The 18488-nt window shown below is 33.2% G+C and carries 13 protein-coding genes and 1 tRNA gene; 7 read left to right on the forward strand and 7 right to left on the reverse strand.

Features of this window, described 5'->3' with window-relative positions; translation table 11 throughout:
- Positions 1–45 precede the first annotated feature (45 nt).
- The 3 genes from ftsZ (at position 46) to Q0876_RS12715 (ending at position 2650) form a co-directional block, all read left to right on the forward strand.
- Positions 46–1974 (forward strand): cell division protein FtsZ, encoded by a 1929-nt coding sequence (ftsZ, locus tag Q0876_RS12705; protein WP_299228447.1) that lies wholly within the window; start codon positions 46–48, stop codon positions 1972–1974.
- Between the two features lie 148 nt (positions 1975–2122).
- Entirely contained in the window at positions 2123–2569 is a 447-nt protein-coding gene (locus Q0876_RS12710; RefSeq protein WP_299228449.1) for a GatB/YqeY domain-containing protein, read from the forward strand.
- A 7-nt stretch (positions 2570–2576) separates the two neighbouring features.
- Positions 2577–2650: transfer RNA gene (locus tag Q0876_RS12715), tRNA-Arg, on the forward strand.
- 72 nt (positions 2651–2722) lie between these two features.
- On the opposite strand, the gene Q0876_RS12720 is transcribed toward Q0876_RS12715, so the two are convergent.
- Positions 2723–3646, reverse strand: a complete 924-nt coding sequence (locus Q0876_RS12720; protein WP_299228451.1) for a LysR family transcriptional regulator — start codon at positions 3644–3646, stop codon at positions 2723–2725.
- Between the two features lie 369 nt (positions 3647–4015).
- Here Q0876_RS12720 and Q0876_RS12725 point away from each other — a divergent pair, with 369 nt between their 5' ends.
- The 3 genes from Q0876_RS12725 to Q0876_RS12735 all read left to right on the forward strand — a co-directional run bounded on the left by Q0876_RS12725 (position 4016) and on the right by Q0876_RS12735 (position 6370).
- The gene (locus tag Q0876_RS12725; RefSeq protein ID WP_299228453.1) at positions 4016–4981 is read left to right on the forward strand and encodes a sodium-dependent bicarbonate transport family permease; all 966 of its coding nucleotides are present in this window, start codon (positions 4016–4018) and stop codon (positions 4979–4981) included.
- 95 nt (positions 4982–5076) lie between these two features.
- Complete coding sequence (locus Q0876_RS12730) at positions 5077–5376, forward strand: hypothetical protein (protein ID WP_299228455.1); 300 nt, start codon at positions 5077–5079, stop codon at positions 5374–5376.
- Between the two features lie 121 nt (positions 5377–5497).
- The gene (locus Q0876_RS12735) at positions 5498–6370 is read left to right on the forward strand and encodes a zinc-dependent peptidase (protein ID WP_299228457.1); all 873 of its coding nucleotides are present in this window, start codon (positions 5498–5500) and stop codon (positions 6368–6370) included.
- A gap of 18 nt (positions 6371–6388) precedes the next feature.
- Here Q0876_RS12735 and Q0876_RS12740 read toward each other — a convergent pair whose 3' ends face one another.
- The 6 genes from Q0876_RS12740 to Q0876_RS12765 form a co-directional block, all read right to left on the reverse strand.
- Positions 6389–6970: a hypothetical protein gene (locus Q0876_RS12740; RefSeq protein ID WP_299228459.1), complete on the reverse strand. Its 582-nt coding sequence runs from the start codon at positions 6968–6970 to the stop codon at positions 6389–6391.
- A 60-nt stretch (positions 6971–7030) separates the two neighbouring features.
- Positions 7031–8077, reverse strand: coding sequence for a nucleotidyltransferase family protein (locus Q0876_RS12745; RefSeq protein ID WP_299228461.1), 1047 nt, complete (start codon positions 8075–8077; stop codon positions 7031–7033).
- A gap of 55 nt (positions 8078–8132) precedes the next feature.
- The gene (locus Q0876_RS12750; protein ID WP_299228463.1) at positions 8133–9269 is read right to left on the reverse strand and encodes a hypothetical protein; all 1137 of its coding nucleotides are present in this window, start codon (positions 9267–9269) and stop codon (positions 8133–8135) included.
- Between the two features lie 18 nt (positions 9270–9287).
- Complete coding sequence (locus Q0876_RS12755) at positions 9288–9449, reverse strand: hypothetical protein (protein ID WP_299228465.1); 162 nt, start codon at positions 9447–9449, stop codon at positions 9288–9290.
- A gap of 72 nt (positions 9450–9521) precedes the next feature.
- Positions 9522–11735, reverse strand: a complete 2214-nt coding sequence (locus Q0876_RS12760) for a T9SS type A sorting domain-containing protein (protein ID WP_299228467.1) — start codon at positions 11733–11735, stop codon at positions 9522–9524.
- Between the two features lie 50 nt (positions 11736–11785).
- Positions 11786–17254, reverse strand: a complete 5469-nt coding sequence (locus Q0876_RS12765) for a T9SS type A sorting domain-containing protein (protein ID WP_299228469.1) — start codon at positions 17252–17254, stop codon at positions 11786–11788.
- 380 nt (positions 17255–17634) lie between these two features.
- Between Q0876_RS12765 and Q0876_RS12770 the strand changes: the two genes are divergently transcribed.
- A complete protein-coding gene (locus Q0876_RS12770; RefSeq protein ID WP_299228471.1) occupies positions 17635–18486 on the forward strand; it encodes an ABC transporter permease in 852 nt (283 codons plus the stop codon).
- Positions 18487–18488 lie beyond the last annotated feature (2 nt).

Raw genomic sequence — 18488 nt, forward strand, 5'->3', positions numbered from 1 at the left:
AAGTATTTGGGAAAAATAAAGTATAAATAGAGAAAACGTAGTTTTATGAGCAACAACAATGAGTTAGGCAATATTGCATTTGATCTACCTAAGAACCAATCAAACGTTATTAAAGTGATAGGTGTAGGTGGTGGAGGAAGTAACGCTATTAATCATATGTTTTTACAAGGGATTAAAGGTGTTGACTTCGTAATATGTAATACAGATGCCCAAGCACTGCAAAACAGTGGTGTCCCGAACAAAATCCAATTAGGAGTAAATTTAACCGAAGGTTTAGGAGCTGGAGCAAATCCCGAAGTAGGAGAGCAAGCTGCAGTTGAAAGTTTAGAAGATTTAAGACGCATGTTAGATACTAATACTAAAATGGTATTTATAACAGCAGGAATGGGCGGAGGCACAGGAACTGGAGCCGCACCAATTATAGCTAAACTTGCAAAAGAATTAGATATTTTAACCGTAGGGATTGTTACAATGCCATTTCAGTTTGAAGGTAAGACCAGAAACGAACAAGCTCAAAAAGGCGTTGAGACCTTACGAGCACATGTTGATTCTTTAGTGGTCATCAATAATAATAAGCTACGTGAAGTTTATGGTAACTTAGGATTTAAAGCAGGCTTTTCAAAAGCAGACGAAGTGCTTTCAACAGCCTCTAGAGGTATAGCAGAAGTTATTACACATCACTACACACAAAATATTGACTTACGAGATGCAAAAACAGTCTTGAGCAATAGTGGTACCGCTATTATGGGTTCATCAACTGCATCAGGTAAAACTAGAGCACAAGAAGCAATCATGAAAGCTCTAGACTCACCATTGTTGAATGATAATAAAATTACTGGAGCCAAAAACGTATTGTTGCTTATCGTTTCTGGATCTCAGGAAATCACAATTGATGAAATTGGAGAAATCAATGATCATATCCAGAATGAAGCTGGTCACGGCGCTAATATCATCATGGGTGTTGGTGAGGATGAGTCTTTACAAGAATCAATTTCAGTAACAATTATAGCTACAGGTTTCGATATAGATCAACAGCACGAGATTTCTAATACAGAGCAAAAGAAAGTTGTTCATGCGCTAGAGGATGATCGTAATGAAGATGTTACAGTAAAGGAGAGTGACCCAGCAATCATTACACCAGATATTGTTCTTGAAAAGGAAGAAGAAAAAGTGTCTGATGTCGTAATTCACACATTAATAGATGATGATATAGATGAGGTTGAAGCTCATGTCGTTACCGATTTGATTACCACAACAGACATTATAAAAAACATCAACGTTGTCTATGATGAGGTCTTAGACCATAAGGCTGATACAGAAGAGTTTATCATAACACCAGTTCAAGAAATCAAGGAAAATATTGTTGAAGAGGTAGAAGAAGAGCAGATTACTTTAACCTTTGATTTACCATTGACATTTGGAAAAGAAGAAGCGCAAGAAGAGCTTTCTAACGTTGAGGACAAAACAGTTTTTAGTCTTGAGGATGAAGTTAAAGACTTAAATGTTAAAGATCATATTGAAGTAATACCAGTTACTGAAGCTAATGAAGAGGGAGAAAAGCGTTACGCTCTTGATGATTTTATGAGTTATGAGTCTTCTATGAATGATACAAAAACTAAAGTTCAGCCAGAGATTGAAGAAGATATTGTTTTTGAGAAAAAAACAATTGAATCAGAGATCACTAAAGAAGAAGTTAAAGAAGAAATTGACCCAATGAATAGTCCAATTTCAGAATTGCTTAAAGAAAGAGCTGATGAGCGTAGACGTAAGATGAAAGATTTTAATTATAAATTTAATTCATCTAAGATTGATGAAATTGAAAAAGAACCTGCATACAAAAGACAAGGTGTGAATTTAGAAGAATCGCAGCATTCTTCAGAAACCAAGGCTTCTAGAACCTCTGTTGCTACTGATGACAACGACGATATTCAATTAAGAAGCAATAATTCATTTTTACACGACAACGTAGATTAATAGCAAATTTAGTTTAGTGTTTCACACTTTTGTCAAACCCGAAGCGTTGAGAAATACGTTTCGGGTTTTTTTGTGTTCTAGTTCGTGATTAAAGTATTTTAAACCATTGAGTTTTTATATCTTCGCAATTCAAATTAAATCAAGAGTAATGAGTTTGCAACAAGATATTATGACTGCCATGAAAGCAGCAATGAAAGATAAAGATCAGGTAGCATTAGCAGCTTTAAGAGCAGTTAAATCTGAAATACTATTAGCACAAACTTCAGGTTCTGGGCAAGATCTAACGGAAGCTGATGAAATAAAAATTTTATCTAAGTTGGTAAAACAGCGTAAGGATAGTGCTGCAATATTTTCTGAACAAAATCGTAGTGATCTAGCCGAACCAGAGTTGGCGCAAGCAAAAGTTATTTCTCAATTCTTACCTGCTCAATTAAGTAAATCAGAAATTGAAAAAGTTGTTTTAGATACAATTACTAGTGTAGGTGCAGAAAGTATGAAGGATATGGGTAAAGTGATGGGAATAGTAAACAAGCAATTAGCTGGTCAAGCAGACGGAAAAACCATTTCTAACATAGTTAAGGCAAAATTGTCATAAAAGTTAAGGCCTCGTAGTTCAACTGGATAGAATATCAGATTTCGGCTCTGAGGGTTGGAGGTTCGAATCCTCTCGAGGTCACAAAAATTAGCCTCACAATATTTTTATTGTGAGGCTAATACCACTCAAAACTTCATTAAATGTTAAGCTATTTCAATAATTATCAAACCAGTCAAATTTGTTTTTCATAATATTTTCCTTGTTCTCATTGATATGATCTACAAAATGTTTTGCTATAGTAGATAAGTTTTTTGAACTAAGCCAAATTAAATTCCAGTTGGTTGTCAAAGGAAGGTCTTTCACTGGGATAACTTGTAAGTCTCCATTATTTAATTCATTTTTTATTCCTATTAATGGCATGATAGAAAATCCTAATCCTGCAATTACTGCTTGTTTAAGGGCTTCATTTGATTTTAATTCCATTTTCTTATAAGTAGAGATTTTATTAGCAGCAATAAAGTATTCCATTTGATTTCTGGTAGCAGACCCTTGCTCTCTGTATATAAGTGGTAATTGCTCAAAAGCTTTAATTGAAATGTATTTTCCAGAATGATTATACTGTCGACCACCTACAAGGTATAGCTTATTGTCCATCAATTGAATACGATTTATTTTTAAATGTTTAGGAATGGTTGAAACCATAGCAAAATCGACCTCATTGTTTTCTAGTGAGCGAACTACTTCTGCTTTATTAGTTACGTCCATTGCAAGATCAACCCCTTTATGTTTGTTCATGAAATCCGTTAAAAAATAGGGCATTGCATATTTAGCGGTCGATACGATGGCGATTTTTAATTTGCCAGCCAATTCACCTTGGAAGGATAGTGCTTTGTAATTAATAGCATTTACTTCATTTAAAATGTTTTCTGCCGCTAGTGCAATTTCCTCTCCAAATTCTGTGATGTAAAGCTTTCGGCCAACAACTTCAAATAGTGGGATTTGAAATTGATCTTGAAATTTTTTTAACTGTATGGATACTGCAGGTTGAGTTAGAAATAATTCTTCAGAAGCTTTAGTTACACTCTTTAATTCACAAACCTTGTAGAATATCTCTAATTGGTGTAAAGTATAATGCATAATTATTGTTTATGTATTTTATAATAAAAATAAATAAAAATATATAAAAAATACGCTAGATATTTGCAAAAACATTTAAAAATAATATTCAATGAGCGATTTTGTAATTAGTAAACAGGGGCAAGCAAAAACGAAAGAAAAACAGATGTCTTTAAGATCTGTTATTATAAAACAACATATAACAACGTTGAAGTTGCTGCTATTGTTAGGCTCTTATGGAGCATTCGTTTACTTATCAGTAAGTAATAATAATTTATTTCTTAAAGAATTATTAGTAGTAGGTGGTATTTTGTCGCTAATTTTTATAGTTCACCTGTTCTCTAACAAATAAATAAGCTAAAATTAGTTACATACTAATTTGCAGATTTAATGGATCTACATTTACTTATAGATAATCTAACAAATCCTGCACTTCTCTTCTTCTTTTTGGGAGTGATTGCAGTGCAGCTTAAGAGCGATCTTACAATACCTGAGACCTCATCTAAATTTATTTCTCTATACTTATTATTGTCTATAGGATTTAAAGGAGGTCAAGAATTATCGCATAGCGAATTCAATATTGAAATACTATGGTCGTTGTTGTTTGGAGTCTTTTTGGCTATTATTATACCAATTTATACATACTTTATCTTACGAAGAAAGTTTAATGTTGAAAATGCTGGAGCTATTGCAGCGGCATATGGATCTGTCAGCGCAGTAACTTTTGTTACCACCATTTCATTTCTAGAGTTAGAGCAAATTGCTTTTAGTGGTCATATGGTTGCAGTTATGGCACTAATGGAGGCGCCATCAATCATGGTTGGTTTGCTACTTATGATGTTCTTTAAAAAAAATAAGAAAGAAAAAGGGGCTCCAATGAAAACAGTTTTGCATCATGCACTTACGAACGGTAGTGTTTTAATTATTATTGGTAGCTTATTTATAGGTATTATGGCTAGCGAAGCTCAAGCTGAAGGAATAAAACCATTTACCACAGATATCTTTAAAGGCTTTTTGGCAGTATTCCTCTTAGATATGGGAATTACTAGTGGTCGCAAGTTGTCTGATTTTATAAAGAAAGGATGGTTTGCGTTAATATTTGCTATTGTAGTTCCTTTAATCAACGGATGTTTAGTAGCTGTAGTTAGCAGCATACTTACTGAAAGTGCTGGCAATAGATTGCTTTTTGCTATTCTTGCAGCTAGCGCATCCTATATTGCAGTTCCAGCAGCAATGAAAATAGCAGCGCCAAAAGCTAATCCAAGTCTTTACATACCCATGGCATTGGCTATTACATTTCCGTTTAACATTACCTTAGGTATGCCACTATACCTTTGTATTATAAATTTAACATAAAATATACTAATAATAAATATAAAATATATAAATAAAAATATATAAAAATAAAACCGCAACTTTGTAATGCGATTATATCAAAAACAATTAAAATTATGGAAACAGCAGAGGCATTAAAAACAGATCAAAAAATTGATTTAATCAATGGTAAGTATACACCGTCAGAAGCAGCTCACATCATTAACTCCGTTTTAAACGTTAAAATCAATTTTCATAAATTACAGCGTTTATCAATAACTGAGGGTAATGATTTAGACGAATGTAAATTTGATAGTGGTAGAATTAAAGAGCTTTTGAACGAGCAAGAAATTGCAAAAGAATTCTTTTCTCAAGCAAGACTTAAAGGAAAAAAACTGAGAATGACAAGTAAGATATATATAGAGATTGAAGATTAAGTATCTTTTACAATAGCATAAGATTTCTAAAAAATAAATAGTTTTTAATTTTAACTATCCCGATTACTAAAAATGCAATAACATTTAGTAATTGGGATTTTTTTTTCAGTATTTTTAAAAAATGATTTTAATTTTACTTGAAAAGGAAGAACTATCTCCTATTGGGCAATTCATTTATTTTTCTGTTATCATTTTTCTAGTAGCCCTAATCGTAATATTCATACTCTACAAATTATTTAATTTTTTTGAAATGGCTTATGTAGAGTATTTCAACAAAAAGCTATTCTACAATCATAAGTATATAAAAAAGAAAAAGCTGCCTAAAGATCAAAAGTCTATTCTTAGGCAATACATTAACTTCTACAATAGATTATCATCTAAGCATAAATCTTATTTTGAGCATAGAGTTAAACAGTTCATAAAAACAACCGAGTTTATTGGTAAAGACATAACAGTTACTGATGAAATGAAAGTTGTTACTGCAGCTACATTGGTTAAGCTTACCTTTGGTCTAAGAGATTATAATATAAGTTTAGTAGAGCGTGTTATTTTTTATCCTGAGGCCTTCTATTCTACAACCAATAAAACATATCATAAAGGAGAATTTAATTTGGGATATAAAGCTTTGGTTTTTTCTTGGAAAGATGTAAAACATGGTTATGAAATTGAGGATGATAACTTAAACTTAGCTATACATGAGTTTATTCATGCGATTCACTTTTACTACATGAGCGTAAGGAAACGTAGTACCAGTGCTGCAATTTTTTTGAATTCTTACTACGAACTTACCGAAGATTTGGATAAGGATAGCAAATTGAAAAAAGAGCTAATAACTTCAGATTATGTTAGGGAATACGCCTTTACCAATCAATATGAATTCTTAGCTGTTTTTGTTGAAACGTTTATAGAAACCCCTCACGAATTTAGAACACAGTTTCCAACAATATATACTAAAATTAAGACAATGCTAAATTTTAATTTTTCAGGATACTAGCTTTAGGTGCGATGAAACTTATATTCTAATAACAGCTTGTAACATAAACTGGTAGTGGTTATTGTCATACTGTCTTCTATCTGAAGTAGTTGCAAATTTACCAACACCTTGAAGTCTAATAGCTACAGTTTCACTTACCCAGAACATCATACCTAACGAACCATTAATAGAGGTATTGATTTCTTCGATGTTGAACAGACCTAAACCAAAGCCACCATAGAGATCTAACCACTCTAATTCTTTAAAAATATGACTTCCAAAATAATATTTAAGTGTCGTGTTCGTAGAAAAATAAAATAAATCTTTATCTGGAGTCCCGTTATCAATGAATTCAGATTCTTTAAAACCATTAAATGAAATATCTTGCTCAATATGTAAAAATTTGGTCCATTGACGCTCAATTGCAATTGCGATTGGTTGTCTAAAGGCAAATCGAGTTGAATTCTCGCTTAAGTCCTCAAATGGATTCTGAGTACCAAAGTTTGCAACTGTATTTACACCAACGCTAAGTAACCACGTATCTCTTTCATTAATTCTTGTTTGGCTATATGAAGATATACCAACAAACAATAGAATAAAACCAATTATTATTTTTTTCATTGCAAAAAATATTTGCTTCAAAAATAGGTTTTTACTTTTATAATATAAAACAAATAGAGGCTAACTTTTAATAAAGGTTTTATTTTTAATAATATGAGTTCGGTAACTTTTATTGGTTATAAAGAGGTTTAAACGGTCTATACAATTTATGGTAATCCATTTTATTTTGTATACGAAGTAGGCCAATTTAGGGTTGTTCATTTTTAGTTTGAAACGCATTTTTATAAGCCTTTCTTTTAAAGTACTCTTTCTAGATATTGCTTCAGGAAATAGTAGGTCTATTAGAGATAAGTAAGTTAGACCATGTTTGTTATGCAGTAATTGGGTTAGGAGCTGTTTTTCTTGATCGAGTTTAAGAACCTGACTATCGTAAGCATGTTTCAATGGTATCGATAAAAAATAGGTGCCTCTATCGTTAATTTGCGCAGTGAGTATGTTTATACTATTGAAGTAATACAAATTAGGGATGTTTACTTCATTAATAACGGTTTTTGTGCTTAAGAGCTGTTTCGCATCAATTAAATCTTTATACTTTGTTTTTAATACATAACTATGTAGTTCTACAGCTGCTAAACAATTATTTGAGACCTGTCTTGGTAGATGTCTGTAATCCTTTTGTTCATAGTTAAACGGTATTAATTTATCATAGCCTTCTTTAACAAGTAAATTAAAGGCTTTGTGTAAATCTTTGTCGTCAACAAGAATGTCTAGATCGCCAACCATTCGTTCTCCAATATCGGCATAGAACTTGCCAGCAATAAGAGCTGCTCCTTTTATAAAAACATAATTGATTGCATTGGATTTAAAAAGGGTAGCAATTGTTTTTATTTCTGATAATAAAGAGTTGTTTCGGTTTCTATTTATTGAGGCGAGTTCTGTCAAATAATGGTTAAGCTCAACAGGAATATATTCTAAAAGTGCCTTCTCTTTTAATTTGAAAAAAATTGTTGGGAGTATAAGATGCTCACTAGCTATCGTTACTAATGAATCCCAATCAATTTCGGTGGTATTGAACTTGTCTTTTAAAAAAGAAGCATTGTCTTGAAAGCTAATAATATCAGCAATCAATTGAATGGTAATTTTGTATGCGTGTTTTTTTTTAATCAAAAGCCGCCATTGAATAACATGTCAAATGTAGTTAAACAAATGGCTAATAAAAATTTCAAGAATCGAATAATACTTTAAATTCATTTATGGCATATGCATTATCGCTATAATTAAGCTGATAAAACCTCACGTTAGTTAGCCAATCGATAAATTTTTTTGAATGTTCAGGTTTAGGGGAAATCCATGAGTCAGGAATCAATGTCTTTAAGATTTGTTCTCCTGAGACTTTATTTATAGTAGATTTACTATCCTTTGAATAATTAACTAAAACAACAGTGTTACAAGGAAAGGAAGGTTTCATTTCATGAAATGGGTTACTACTAGCTAAATATTTTACCAAAACTTTTTTTTGACCATTAGCATGTATTTTAAGTTCATTGAAATGTGGAAATTCATCTTCAAGAATATTAAAAGCGCCTTCTTTTACAGAAATAGCTGATGGATTTCTGTAAACTTCTTGAGTTTCAGCGAGCATAGGTGTAACATCATCTGCCAACATATCAAAGCCTTGTGCCATAAGTAATGCGGTTAATGTGCTCTTTCCGTTTCCAGAATCTCCTACGATCATTATGGCTTTATTTTTATTGCTTACTGTAGAAGCATGAAATGTAGCTAGCCAGTCTTGTTCTGTTTTTTTATAGAGAACGTTAGCTATTTCTAACGTAAACCTTCCTTGTAAATAGTTGAATTTTTTTGTTTCGAAACTTTTTAGAAATAACTGATCTTTGTAAATAAGCAATCGATTTTTGTATTGAAATAGATCAAAAACGACAGCAGTAGTTGTTACTGAATTGATTGTTAGATGATCAAAAAGTGGGTGAATAAGACTTTCTAAGATTTCTGAACCATAGTTGACCAAAATATGATGTTCACCAATAGCATAAGTTTTACTAATATGAGGCTTAGTAATCGTAAATTTTAAATGATCTTCAATAGTTAGCTTTTCAGTTGTATTTGCTTCATTAAGAAAATCTGAAGCTTCCTTTACCAAACTATTTATATTCTGTGTGTTTAATTTAGGAATTGATGATAAAGTTTTTACACATTCATCTCTACTTTTAGCTTTTATGAACGTTTCAAGAATAACTTTTAATAATTCAGAGACAATGACATAGTTGTTAGATTTTTCAAACCACAATAGATAGTTTTCATCTAACTTGTATGAATATTTTGGAGCTAAATCCGCTTTCAAAATAAATAACGGTGTAAATTATTCAAAAGGATTTCCTCCTGGATCTGGAGGAGATGAAGCTTGTGCCTTTTTTGGGTTTAAGATAAGAAAAGTACCAACAGCAGTAAGTGCAGCATATTTCCCCATCTTTTTCATGGCTTCCTTACGTGTAATTTGATCTTGTGAATTCGTTCTTTTCATTGCTTCAATCTAAATAACGGTCAAAAATAATTAAATTAAATAATTTATGAACGCTTTTTGGTTAATAATATATTATCTAACAATTAGCTTAAGTGTTTTTTCTTGTAGGTTATTTTTAAGCTTAGCTACATAAAAACCAGCACTTATATTTTTCATATTGATTGAATTTGAGGTAGAGTTAACACTTAAATGATACTGTGTTATTAAACGACCGTTAACATCATAAATATGTAATATGGTATTTTCTTTTATTAGTCCTTTGACGTATAAGACATTTTCACTTGTTGCAAACATCTGAAGGTTGTCGTTGTAATTCTCATTAATAGATAAGGTGTCTTCTTCAGCATAATGAAGGAAAAAACGACCTGTATCTCTCAATGATGTATTAGCAGTAAATACATAATTATTAATATTTAATAAGGTAAATGTATTAGTGACATTATCTTCTAAGTAAATCAAAAAACTATCTGGCAATGTGCTTTCTTCAATGCTAATTGTTACCTGTTGACCAGTGTTGGCATTCACACCTAACGGCACACTAAGTGTTTGAGTAACGTCTGAGAATGCTATACTTTGTATGCCCATATCAATTCCGCTATTGTCATTGACCAATTGGGAATAGATTGAAAAATTTGGTGCATTCCCTCCAAAAATACTAGCATCATAACCTGGGTCTAAACCTAATGAGGTGTTATCAATAAAATAAAAATCAGTAGTATAACTATTTGAATTACTGGTAGCTTTCAATCTAAAATAACCAACATTACTATCATTTCTACCTAAAATAAAATCATCTGTATTTCCTGAACTTCGCATACTGGGATTAAAAGTTACAGATCCTCCACCAGGTTTTGTTGCAACCAGAAACCCTTGTCCAGGTGTAATCAATGCATTAGGGTTTAAAGTTGAATATGCAAGGTTCCAGATAGTCCATCCATCGGATGCATTACCATCATAACCATATACACCAGATGCATCTACATTGAATTCACTATTGTTTTGTGTTAAGAAGTCTGAAAGTCTTATGTAGGAAGTGTAAGGGTTACCAATTAAATTCCATTCTTCAAATTGAGGTCCAGAATCTAAAATGGTTTGAGATATCGAACTAGTATTAACTACTCCTGAAAATAAAAAATTTCCATTATCTGTTGAAGCTGCTCTATAACCTACTCCAGCATCAAGTGTTGTATTAGCATCTGTACTTAGATCAGTATCATATATTTGGTATGTTCCAGTAGTTTTATTGAAAGGGCCAAATAGTTTTCTAGATGGATCAGATGGATTGAAAAAAATATTTGAGTTGACGCTAGCAAATGCTCCAAAGGTTTGTCCGCTTACTGGTGGAGAAATTAAATCATTTCCACCAGAGGAAGCATTAGTATTCACGTGTCTATTATAAAACACACTGCCAGTTACGCTACCGTTGACGATCAAACTTGAGTATTCGTCAGAATCTGATTCTAAAGTTATGGCATCATTTGTTGTTAAGTTTCCATTAACTGTTAAAGAACCTGTTTTTTCAATAATTATTGAAGCACCAGGATTTACAATAAGATCGTTAACTGCTACATCTGAAGTTTCTGTATAGGTGCCATTTAATACTAATGCGTTGCTTGTTCCAGTTGATGCAGAAGGTGCATTAGGCGTCCACTCCGAATTTGAATATATAAGTCCGTCAGAAATCACAGTGCCTTTTAGTACTATTCCTGTATCGTCCAAGGATAAAACTGTACCCAGACCACCTTCAATATCGAGACTGCCAAAACTACCGAACAGGCCAGCGCTAGATTCAAAACCATACAATCTAAATGTAATTGAACCTCCAGTAGTTGAATTCAAATTCGTCACTATAGACTGAATTTCTCCTGCATTACTAACATTGGTGTCTGAAAAAAGATCTGAATTATAATTATCAAGACTTGATCTTAGCCTCAATTGAGCTGGTCCACTTCCAATAAGGAATTGTAAGAAACCACCATCAGGATCTCTATCGTAGTTAATATCTATTCCAGTTATATTGACGCTAAAGTTAGGTGCAGCAGTAATTGTCCATTCAATATAATCGTCAGGATCAATGCTAGTGTTAGCTGTCCAAGCACCACTATTAAATGTAGCTCCTCCTAAAGCTGTTAAACCAGAACCTCTAGTTAAAGCTTCAGCAGTAAGATTATTAACTGCAGTAGCCTGTGGAGTTGCTGTTCCAGAAAATGCAGCAATATTTTGACCAGCTATATTTAATGATACTAGTAGTAAAATACTTAATGTAATTTTCTTGAGATCAATCATATGTTAACTATTCTCTTTTGAAGATTATTAGTTAATTGTAAATAACATAACTATTTAAGTATAACCTTTTGGGTTTTTTGCTGTGTTTGATTTTTAAGTTTAACCACATAAACACCTGTACTTAAATTTGACACATTTATCTCATTAGAAGTCACATTGATATCTAAAGTAGATGAAAGCACAAGACGACCTTGAATATCGTAAATTTCTACAGTTGTATCGCTAGACAATTGGCCTTTTACAAAAACTGAATTAGATGAATTTGTTGTAAAAATAGTTAGACTATTAGAGTCTTGTTCAACTGTTGATAGGGTAGTGTCTGTAAATCGTAAAAAGAAACGTCCAATGCGATTTAAGTCATTATCTGCTGTAAAGATAAAATCGCTATTATTAAGTAAAGTCGATGTGTTATTGGAGTTATCTTCTAGGTAAACTTCAATTGATGGAGGTAACGTGTTTTCAGCTATACTAACAGTGACTTGCTGCCCAGCAGTTACATTAATTCCTAATGGAATAACAGCATTTGGAATATCTGAATTAGCAATAGATTGTATAGCCATGTCTATATCTGCATCGTCTTGAACTAAATGGGAATAAATTGCAAAACTAGGTGCATTATTACCAAACACGCTTGCATCGTATCCAGGGTCTAGACCCAGTGAGGCGTTATTAGTAAAATAAAAATCTGTACTATAGGATTGTGCACCACTAATTGCTGTAAGTTTAAGTAAAGAAATATTAGCATTTCTAAATTCTATAAAGTCATCACTTGTACCTGTATCTCTCATATCTGCTGTAAAGTTCACAGAGCCACCACCAGTTTTTGATGCCACAAAGAACCCTTGGCCTGGAGCAATTAGAGCATCAGGGTTAAGAGCAGAAAATGCTAAATTCCATATCTCAAATCTATTAGATGAACTACCACCATTATACCCATAAACACCAGCAGAATTTGTGTCAAACTCAGTGTTATTCTGAGCTAGAAAATCTGCTAATTTAATATAAGAAGGATATGGGTTTCCAATTAAATTCCATTTATCAAATCCTGGTCCACTAACAACTATAGGTTTGTTAACAGTACCCGTATTCATTGATCCAGTATAAGAGAAATTATTATCTCCAGAAATTGATGCAGCTCTATACGCATTTGCTGGATCTAAAGTGCTATTTGCATCATCAGGAATATCTAGATCATAGATTTGATAAGCTCCAGTAGTTTTATTGAATGGGCCGAATAGTTTCTGAGAAACATCACTTGGATTTTCTACTATATTTGGGTTATTACCAGCAAAGTCACTAAATGTTTGACCTGTAACAGGAGGTGATACTAGGTCATTTCCTCCAGCTGAGGCTGTCTCATTGGTGTAGCGGCTGTAGGTAAAATTACCACTTCCAGATACTGAGCTGCTAATTAAACTTGCAAAACGAGTTGATGTTGAACTTAGTGTAATGGTTCCTCCGTTATGAGATATAGCATTACCTACAGTTAAACTTTTCGTTGGATCAATATTTAAGCTACCATTATTAAGTAAAGTGAGATTGTTTACTATATCAAAATCTCCATCATTTGCACTTCCGCCTGTGGCACTCAAGTCTACACTAGAGTTATCGATAATTACATTTCCAGGTACACCGCTACCAATGATGTCTCCAACATTCCATTCGAGAAATCTATTAAAGGTTCCAGAAATATCTTTGTAAGCTAATGTAGAACCAGAAGCATATGTTGGAACTATAGTTGTAAAGCCACCATTAGTGATTTCAAACGTACCATCAACATTAAGATTTCCACTGTCAATAATACCGTCTGATATAGATAGAGTGTTACTTGAATTGATCGTTAATGTATTACCAGCTGATATGGCTAGACCATTTACATTTACATCAGTATTTAAATTGATATTATGGTCTATTACAATTTCGTCACCTTCTAAAGGGTCATTACCATTCTCCCATGAGCTAGCATTTGTCCACAATCCATTAGCAGAAGTTGGAGCTTTACCGCCTTGATCATGACTGGTAACTTGGTAGTAAGTAATAAACTCTATTGCAGCTTGTCCAGGATTGAATTCAGCAGTATTCTTACCTATAGATTCATCAGACCTAAATGCAGTAGCTGCATCAATATAAGTTGCTAAAAATTTAAAACTTTCTGGTCCAGGAGTTGCATTAATGCTACTGAAATTAATATTGAAAGTATATGAAGAAGCACTGGCATTGCCAATTGGGCTTAATGAAGCATTTTGTACAAATGAGTGAGCACCACCTTCATCTAACCTATAAAATCTAGCATCAGCATTACTCATTGATATAGCATATTCAGGTGTAAAACCAGGAGGGAAGGTAATAGTAGATCTATTTGTGCCATCAAACCCTGAAACAGCTTTTCTCCAATCGTCACCTACATCTACTAAGTTGGCAGTTGTGGTGATTCCTCCACTCTGACTATCAATATAAACTACAATATAATCACTAAATGTACCTGAACCTCTATTAAAAACAAAGTCTATGGTTGGGCCAGAGTTTGCACTAATTTCAAAATCCCCATTTCCAAGAGCACCTCCAAATCCTGTATCTGCATTGCCCTCATATACATCTGTTACAAAACCACTAAGTTTAAAATTGTCAAATTCTATGACATCGCTTCCTCCGTTTAAAGTTCCTGTTAACTGTAGACCTACAGTTGAAGTGCCATCAACAATAGGCACTGTTATTGTACCACTAACACCTGGAGCAGTATCTGGATCATTGAAGTATTGAACAGCACCTTGACCAACACCATCGATAAATACTTCATAAGATCCATTATCTGCGTTTGCAAATGCATGGTAATCAAAAGCCACTTCTATTGAGGTGTATCTAGAAACATCAATCGGATCAAATGTAAATGTGTAAGGTGATAATGATGGTTCACTATCTTCTCCTTCTAAATCTCTACCAAAGGCTGTGTTTCCTGAAAAATTACTATTGTTAGTTGTAGCTGCCTGAATAAATAAACCTTGGTCTGGTGAATTTGGATCTACAAATAATTGACTAGCAATATCATTAGGCCAAGTTGGTGTTCCGTTGTCAAAATCTTCAATAGCGATACATGTCGGACCAAGATTAATATTAAAAGGATTACTAACAGCATCTGTAGCTTCTGTGTCTGAAGCTGTTAATGTTAGAGCTGTTCCAGAGGCAGTGTGAATGATTGAATTAAAAGTTGATATACCACTGATTGGTGTTTCTGAAAGAACACCTGATAAAGTACCACTAGAAGTGACTGTAACATCAGAATTGTTATCTGTATCTATATTGTTATTAGCGTCAACACCAGCAACAGTGACTGCAGGAGTCATAGCTGAGTCAGTATTGGTGTCAGAGGGTTGTTGTAAGAATAAAAGCTTTGTTTTTGCAACATCGATCGTAAATTCGTTACTAACAATATCGTCACCACCATTAAGGGGTGAAATAAAATCACTTCCTAAAGTAGAATTTGCAATAAAACCACTTGAGACTGCATCAATTTGAAATTGAAGAACACTACCATCAACAATATTAGAGGTATTTAAATAAAACCCTAGAACGACATCTATGGCATCAGCATCATCAACTTCAACAGGAGCACTGAAAGTTACGATGATTTCAGTATCAGAGATACTTACAGACTGTCCAGGATCGAGAGGTGTAAGGCCATCAGTTATGGTTATTCCTTGAATATGATCAGACCAATCTGCAGTGTTACCAATAGCAGGTGTGAAGCGCATTTGTGTGATGAATGTATTTAAACCATCAGACGTTCCAAAATCTTCAATAACAAAAGCAAGAGCATCTTGTGCATCAAGTTCACTTGTAACATCTGTGGCAATAACAGTTTCTGAATCAATTGTATTTAAGCTTTCTGCTACATCTGTATCTGAATCTACAACTGGGACATCAATAGTAAATTCGTTACTAACAATATCATCACCACCATTAAGGGGTGAAATAAAATCACTTCCTAAGGTAGAATTTGCAATAAAACCACTTGAGACTGCATCAATTTGAAATTGAAGAACACTACCATCAACAATATTAGAGGTATTTAAATAAAACCCTAGAACGACATCTATGGCATCAGCATCATCAACTTCAACAGGAGCACTGAAAGTTACGATGATTTCAGTATCAGAGATACTTACAGACTGTCCAGGATCGAGAGGTGTAAGGCCATCAGTTATAGTTATTCCTTGAATATGATCAGACCAATCTGCAGTGTTACCAATAGCAGGTGTGAAGCGCATTTGTGTGATGAATGTATTTAAACCATCAGACGTTCCAAAATCTTCAATAACAAAAGCAAGAGCATCTTGTGCGTTACTTTCATCTATAGTTGTTGCTGCATCAACAGTTTCAGGATCAATTGTATTTAAGCTTTCTGTTACATCTGTATCTGAGTCATTTGAAGGAGCACTAATTGTAAATTCGTTACTAACGATATCGTCACCACCATTAAGAGGTGAAATAAAATCACTTCCTAAAGTAGAATTTGCAATAAAACCGCTTGAGACTGCATCAATTTGAAATTGAAGAACACTACCATCAACAATATTAGAGGTATTTAAATAAAACCCTAGAACGACATCTATGGCATCAGCATCATCAACTTCAACAGGAGCACTGAAAGTTACGATGATTTCAGTATCAGAGATACTTACAGACTGTCCAGGATCGAGAGGTGTAAGGCCATCAGTTATGGTTATTCCTTGAATATGATCAGACCAATCTGCAGTGTTACCAATAGCAGGTGTGAAGCGCATTTGTGTGATGAATGTATTTAAACCATCAGACGTTCCAAAATCTTCAATAACAAAAGCAAGAGCATCTTGTGCGTTACTTTCATCTATAGTTGTTGCTGCATCAACAGTTTCAGGATCAATTGTATTTAAACTTTCTGCTACATCTGTGTCTGAGTCATTTGATGAAATAGCTGTTACAGCACCATTTACAACTAAATCATTGCCACTGAAATCGCCTATTCCGCCAGAACCGCCTGTTTGTTCAGCAAACATATATATTCTGTATGTAACAGGTGAACTAGAAGATGATTGAGTAAAATTAAAAACAAAACTTTGTGTTGACGTGACATCATTTATAGCTTTTTCTGAGTCTAAATTGGTTGTGTAATTATCTACTGAATTTCTAATTGCTATACCTCTTGGACCAGTTGCTGATCTTTGAAGGTTAATTTCAATAGAGCTAACAGAAAATTCAAAGTTTAGATTAGGTGTTATTGTGAATTCCATATAGTCATCACCACTTACTGCGTTTGATATACTTGAAAGAGCCCAGTTGGTAGCATTGAATCTCCCGCCATTATTGGAAGCATTGAGACCAGCTCCTCTACTAATTGTAGAAGAATTTAAATTTATGTCATTTGAGTTTGAACTTGCATTAGCTTCATTTCCGCTTAGAGCGGAAAATTCAAATGTTAATATTTGTCCAAATCCATAGAAACAAAAGGAAAGTGTAATAAGTAGTAAGTAAATTTTTTTCATAATGGTGCTGTTATTTTTCCTAACTAAGTAACTCAAAATCTTAGAGCTACAATTTACAAAAATAAGAAAGTTAGCTTTTATATAGCGGTTTGTGTGTTATAAATTTATTAACTAGTTGTAATGCAAATGTTTTTGATGCTGTATTGTTTTTAAATTACAATACATATCAACCTTTTTTAAGCTTTTTACTCTTTAAAAGCCACATTATCTGGTATAGTGTTAATATTCTCTTTTGAAAAATTAGAAATCACACTACCAATAGTATAAATTTGCAAACAGTATTATTATTGTATTTTTGCCGTTTTTATGTAAAAGAATGTAATACTTGTCCTTGATTACAACGTATGTAATTGTGGTAAATTTAATATTGAAGTGTATACATGAGCTCAGATCCCTCATATAAATTAGTTATCGAACCTAAAACGCGGCTTTTAGACCTTAACTTAAAAGAAGTTTGGCGTTATAGAGACTTGCTGTTTTTATTTGTAAGGCGTGATTTTGTTGCTGTTTACAAGCAGACCATTTTTGGTCCGCTATGGTTTTTTATTCAGCCAATCTTAACTACTGTTATGTTTATGGTAGTATTTGGTGGTATCGCTAATATGAGTACCGATGGCTTACCACAACCTGTATTTTATTTAGCGGGTATTGTGAGCTGGAATTATTTTGCTGAAGCACTTAAGACTACCTCTGAGACGTTCGTTTCAAATGCAAATATTTTTGGGAAAGTATATTTTCCTAGAGTCATTACACCATTGTCTATTGTTATTTCTAAACTGCTCACTTTTGCTGTGCAATTTTCCTTGTTTTTATTGGTCTACGCGTATTTTATATTCTTCACAGATGCGAATATACAACCCAATTCAAAATTGATATTACTACCAGTTTTAATAGTCATAACTTCAGGTTTAGCATTAGGTTTAGGACTGCTTGTAACAGCATTAACTACTAAATACAGAGATTTTAGGTTTTTGATTACATTCGCCATTCAACTTGGTATGTACGCTACACCTATTATATATCCAGCGAGTATGATCGAGGGTAAAATAAAATACTTGATCATGGCTAACCCAATGAGTTCTATTATTGAGACTTTTAGATTTGCATTTACAGGCTCAGGTAATTTTAGTTGGTACGCACTGGGATACAGTTTTATAGTAATGATAATTTTACTTTTTATAGGCATGTTAAGCTTTAACAAAGTAGAGAAAACCTTTATGGATACAGTTTAAAA

The organism is uncultured Psychroserpens sp., assembly GCF_947503375.1.
In the GTDB taxonomy this organism is placed as follows: Bacteria; Bacteroidota; Bacteroidia; order Flavobacteriales; family Flavobacteriaceae; genus Psychroserpens.

Coding starts and splice junctions, on each gene's coding strand:
- Q0876_RS12740 (WP_299228459.1), bottom strand. CDS start 6,970: ATGAAAAAAATAATAATTGGTTTTATTCTATTGTTTGTTGGTATATCT.
- Q0876_RS12735 (WP_299228457.1), top strand. CDS start 5,498: ATGATTTTAATTTTACTTGAAAAGGAAGAACTATCTCCTATTGGGCAA.
- Q0876_RS12720 (WP_299228451.1), bottom strand. CDS start 3,646: ATGCATTATACTTTACACCAATTAGAGATATTCTACAAGGTTTGTGAA.
- ftsZ (WP_299228447.1), top strand. CDS start 46: ATGAGCAACAACAATGAGTTAGGCAATATTGCATTTGATCTACCTAAG.
- Q0876_RS12770 (WP_299228471.1), top strand. CDS start 17,635: ATGAGCTCAGATCCCTCATATAAATTAGTTATCGAACCTAAAACGCGG.
- Q0876_RS12765 (WP_299228469.1), bottom strand. CDS start 17,254: ATGAAAAAAATTTACTTACTACTTATTACACTTTCCTTTTGTTTCTAT.
- Q0876_RS12760 (WP_299228467.1), bottom strand. CDS start 11,735: ATGATTGATCTCAAGAAAATTACATTAAGTATTTTACTACTAGTATCA.
- Q0876_RS12755 (WP_299228465.1), bottom strand. CDS start 9,449: ATGAAAAGAACGAATTCACAAGATCAAATTACACGTAAGGAAGCCATG.
- Q0876_RS12710 (WP_299228449.1), top strand. CDS start 2,123: ATGAGTTTGCAACAAGATATTATGACTGCCATGAAAGCAGCAATGAAA.
- Q0876_RS12725 (WP_299228453.1), top strand. CDS start 4,016: ATGGATCTACATTTACTTATAGATAATCTAACAAATCCTGCACTTCTC.
- Q0876_RS12730 (WP_299228455.1), top strand. CDS start 5,077: ATGGAAACAGCAGAGGCATTAAAAACAGATCAAAAAATTGATTTAATC.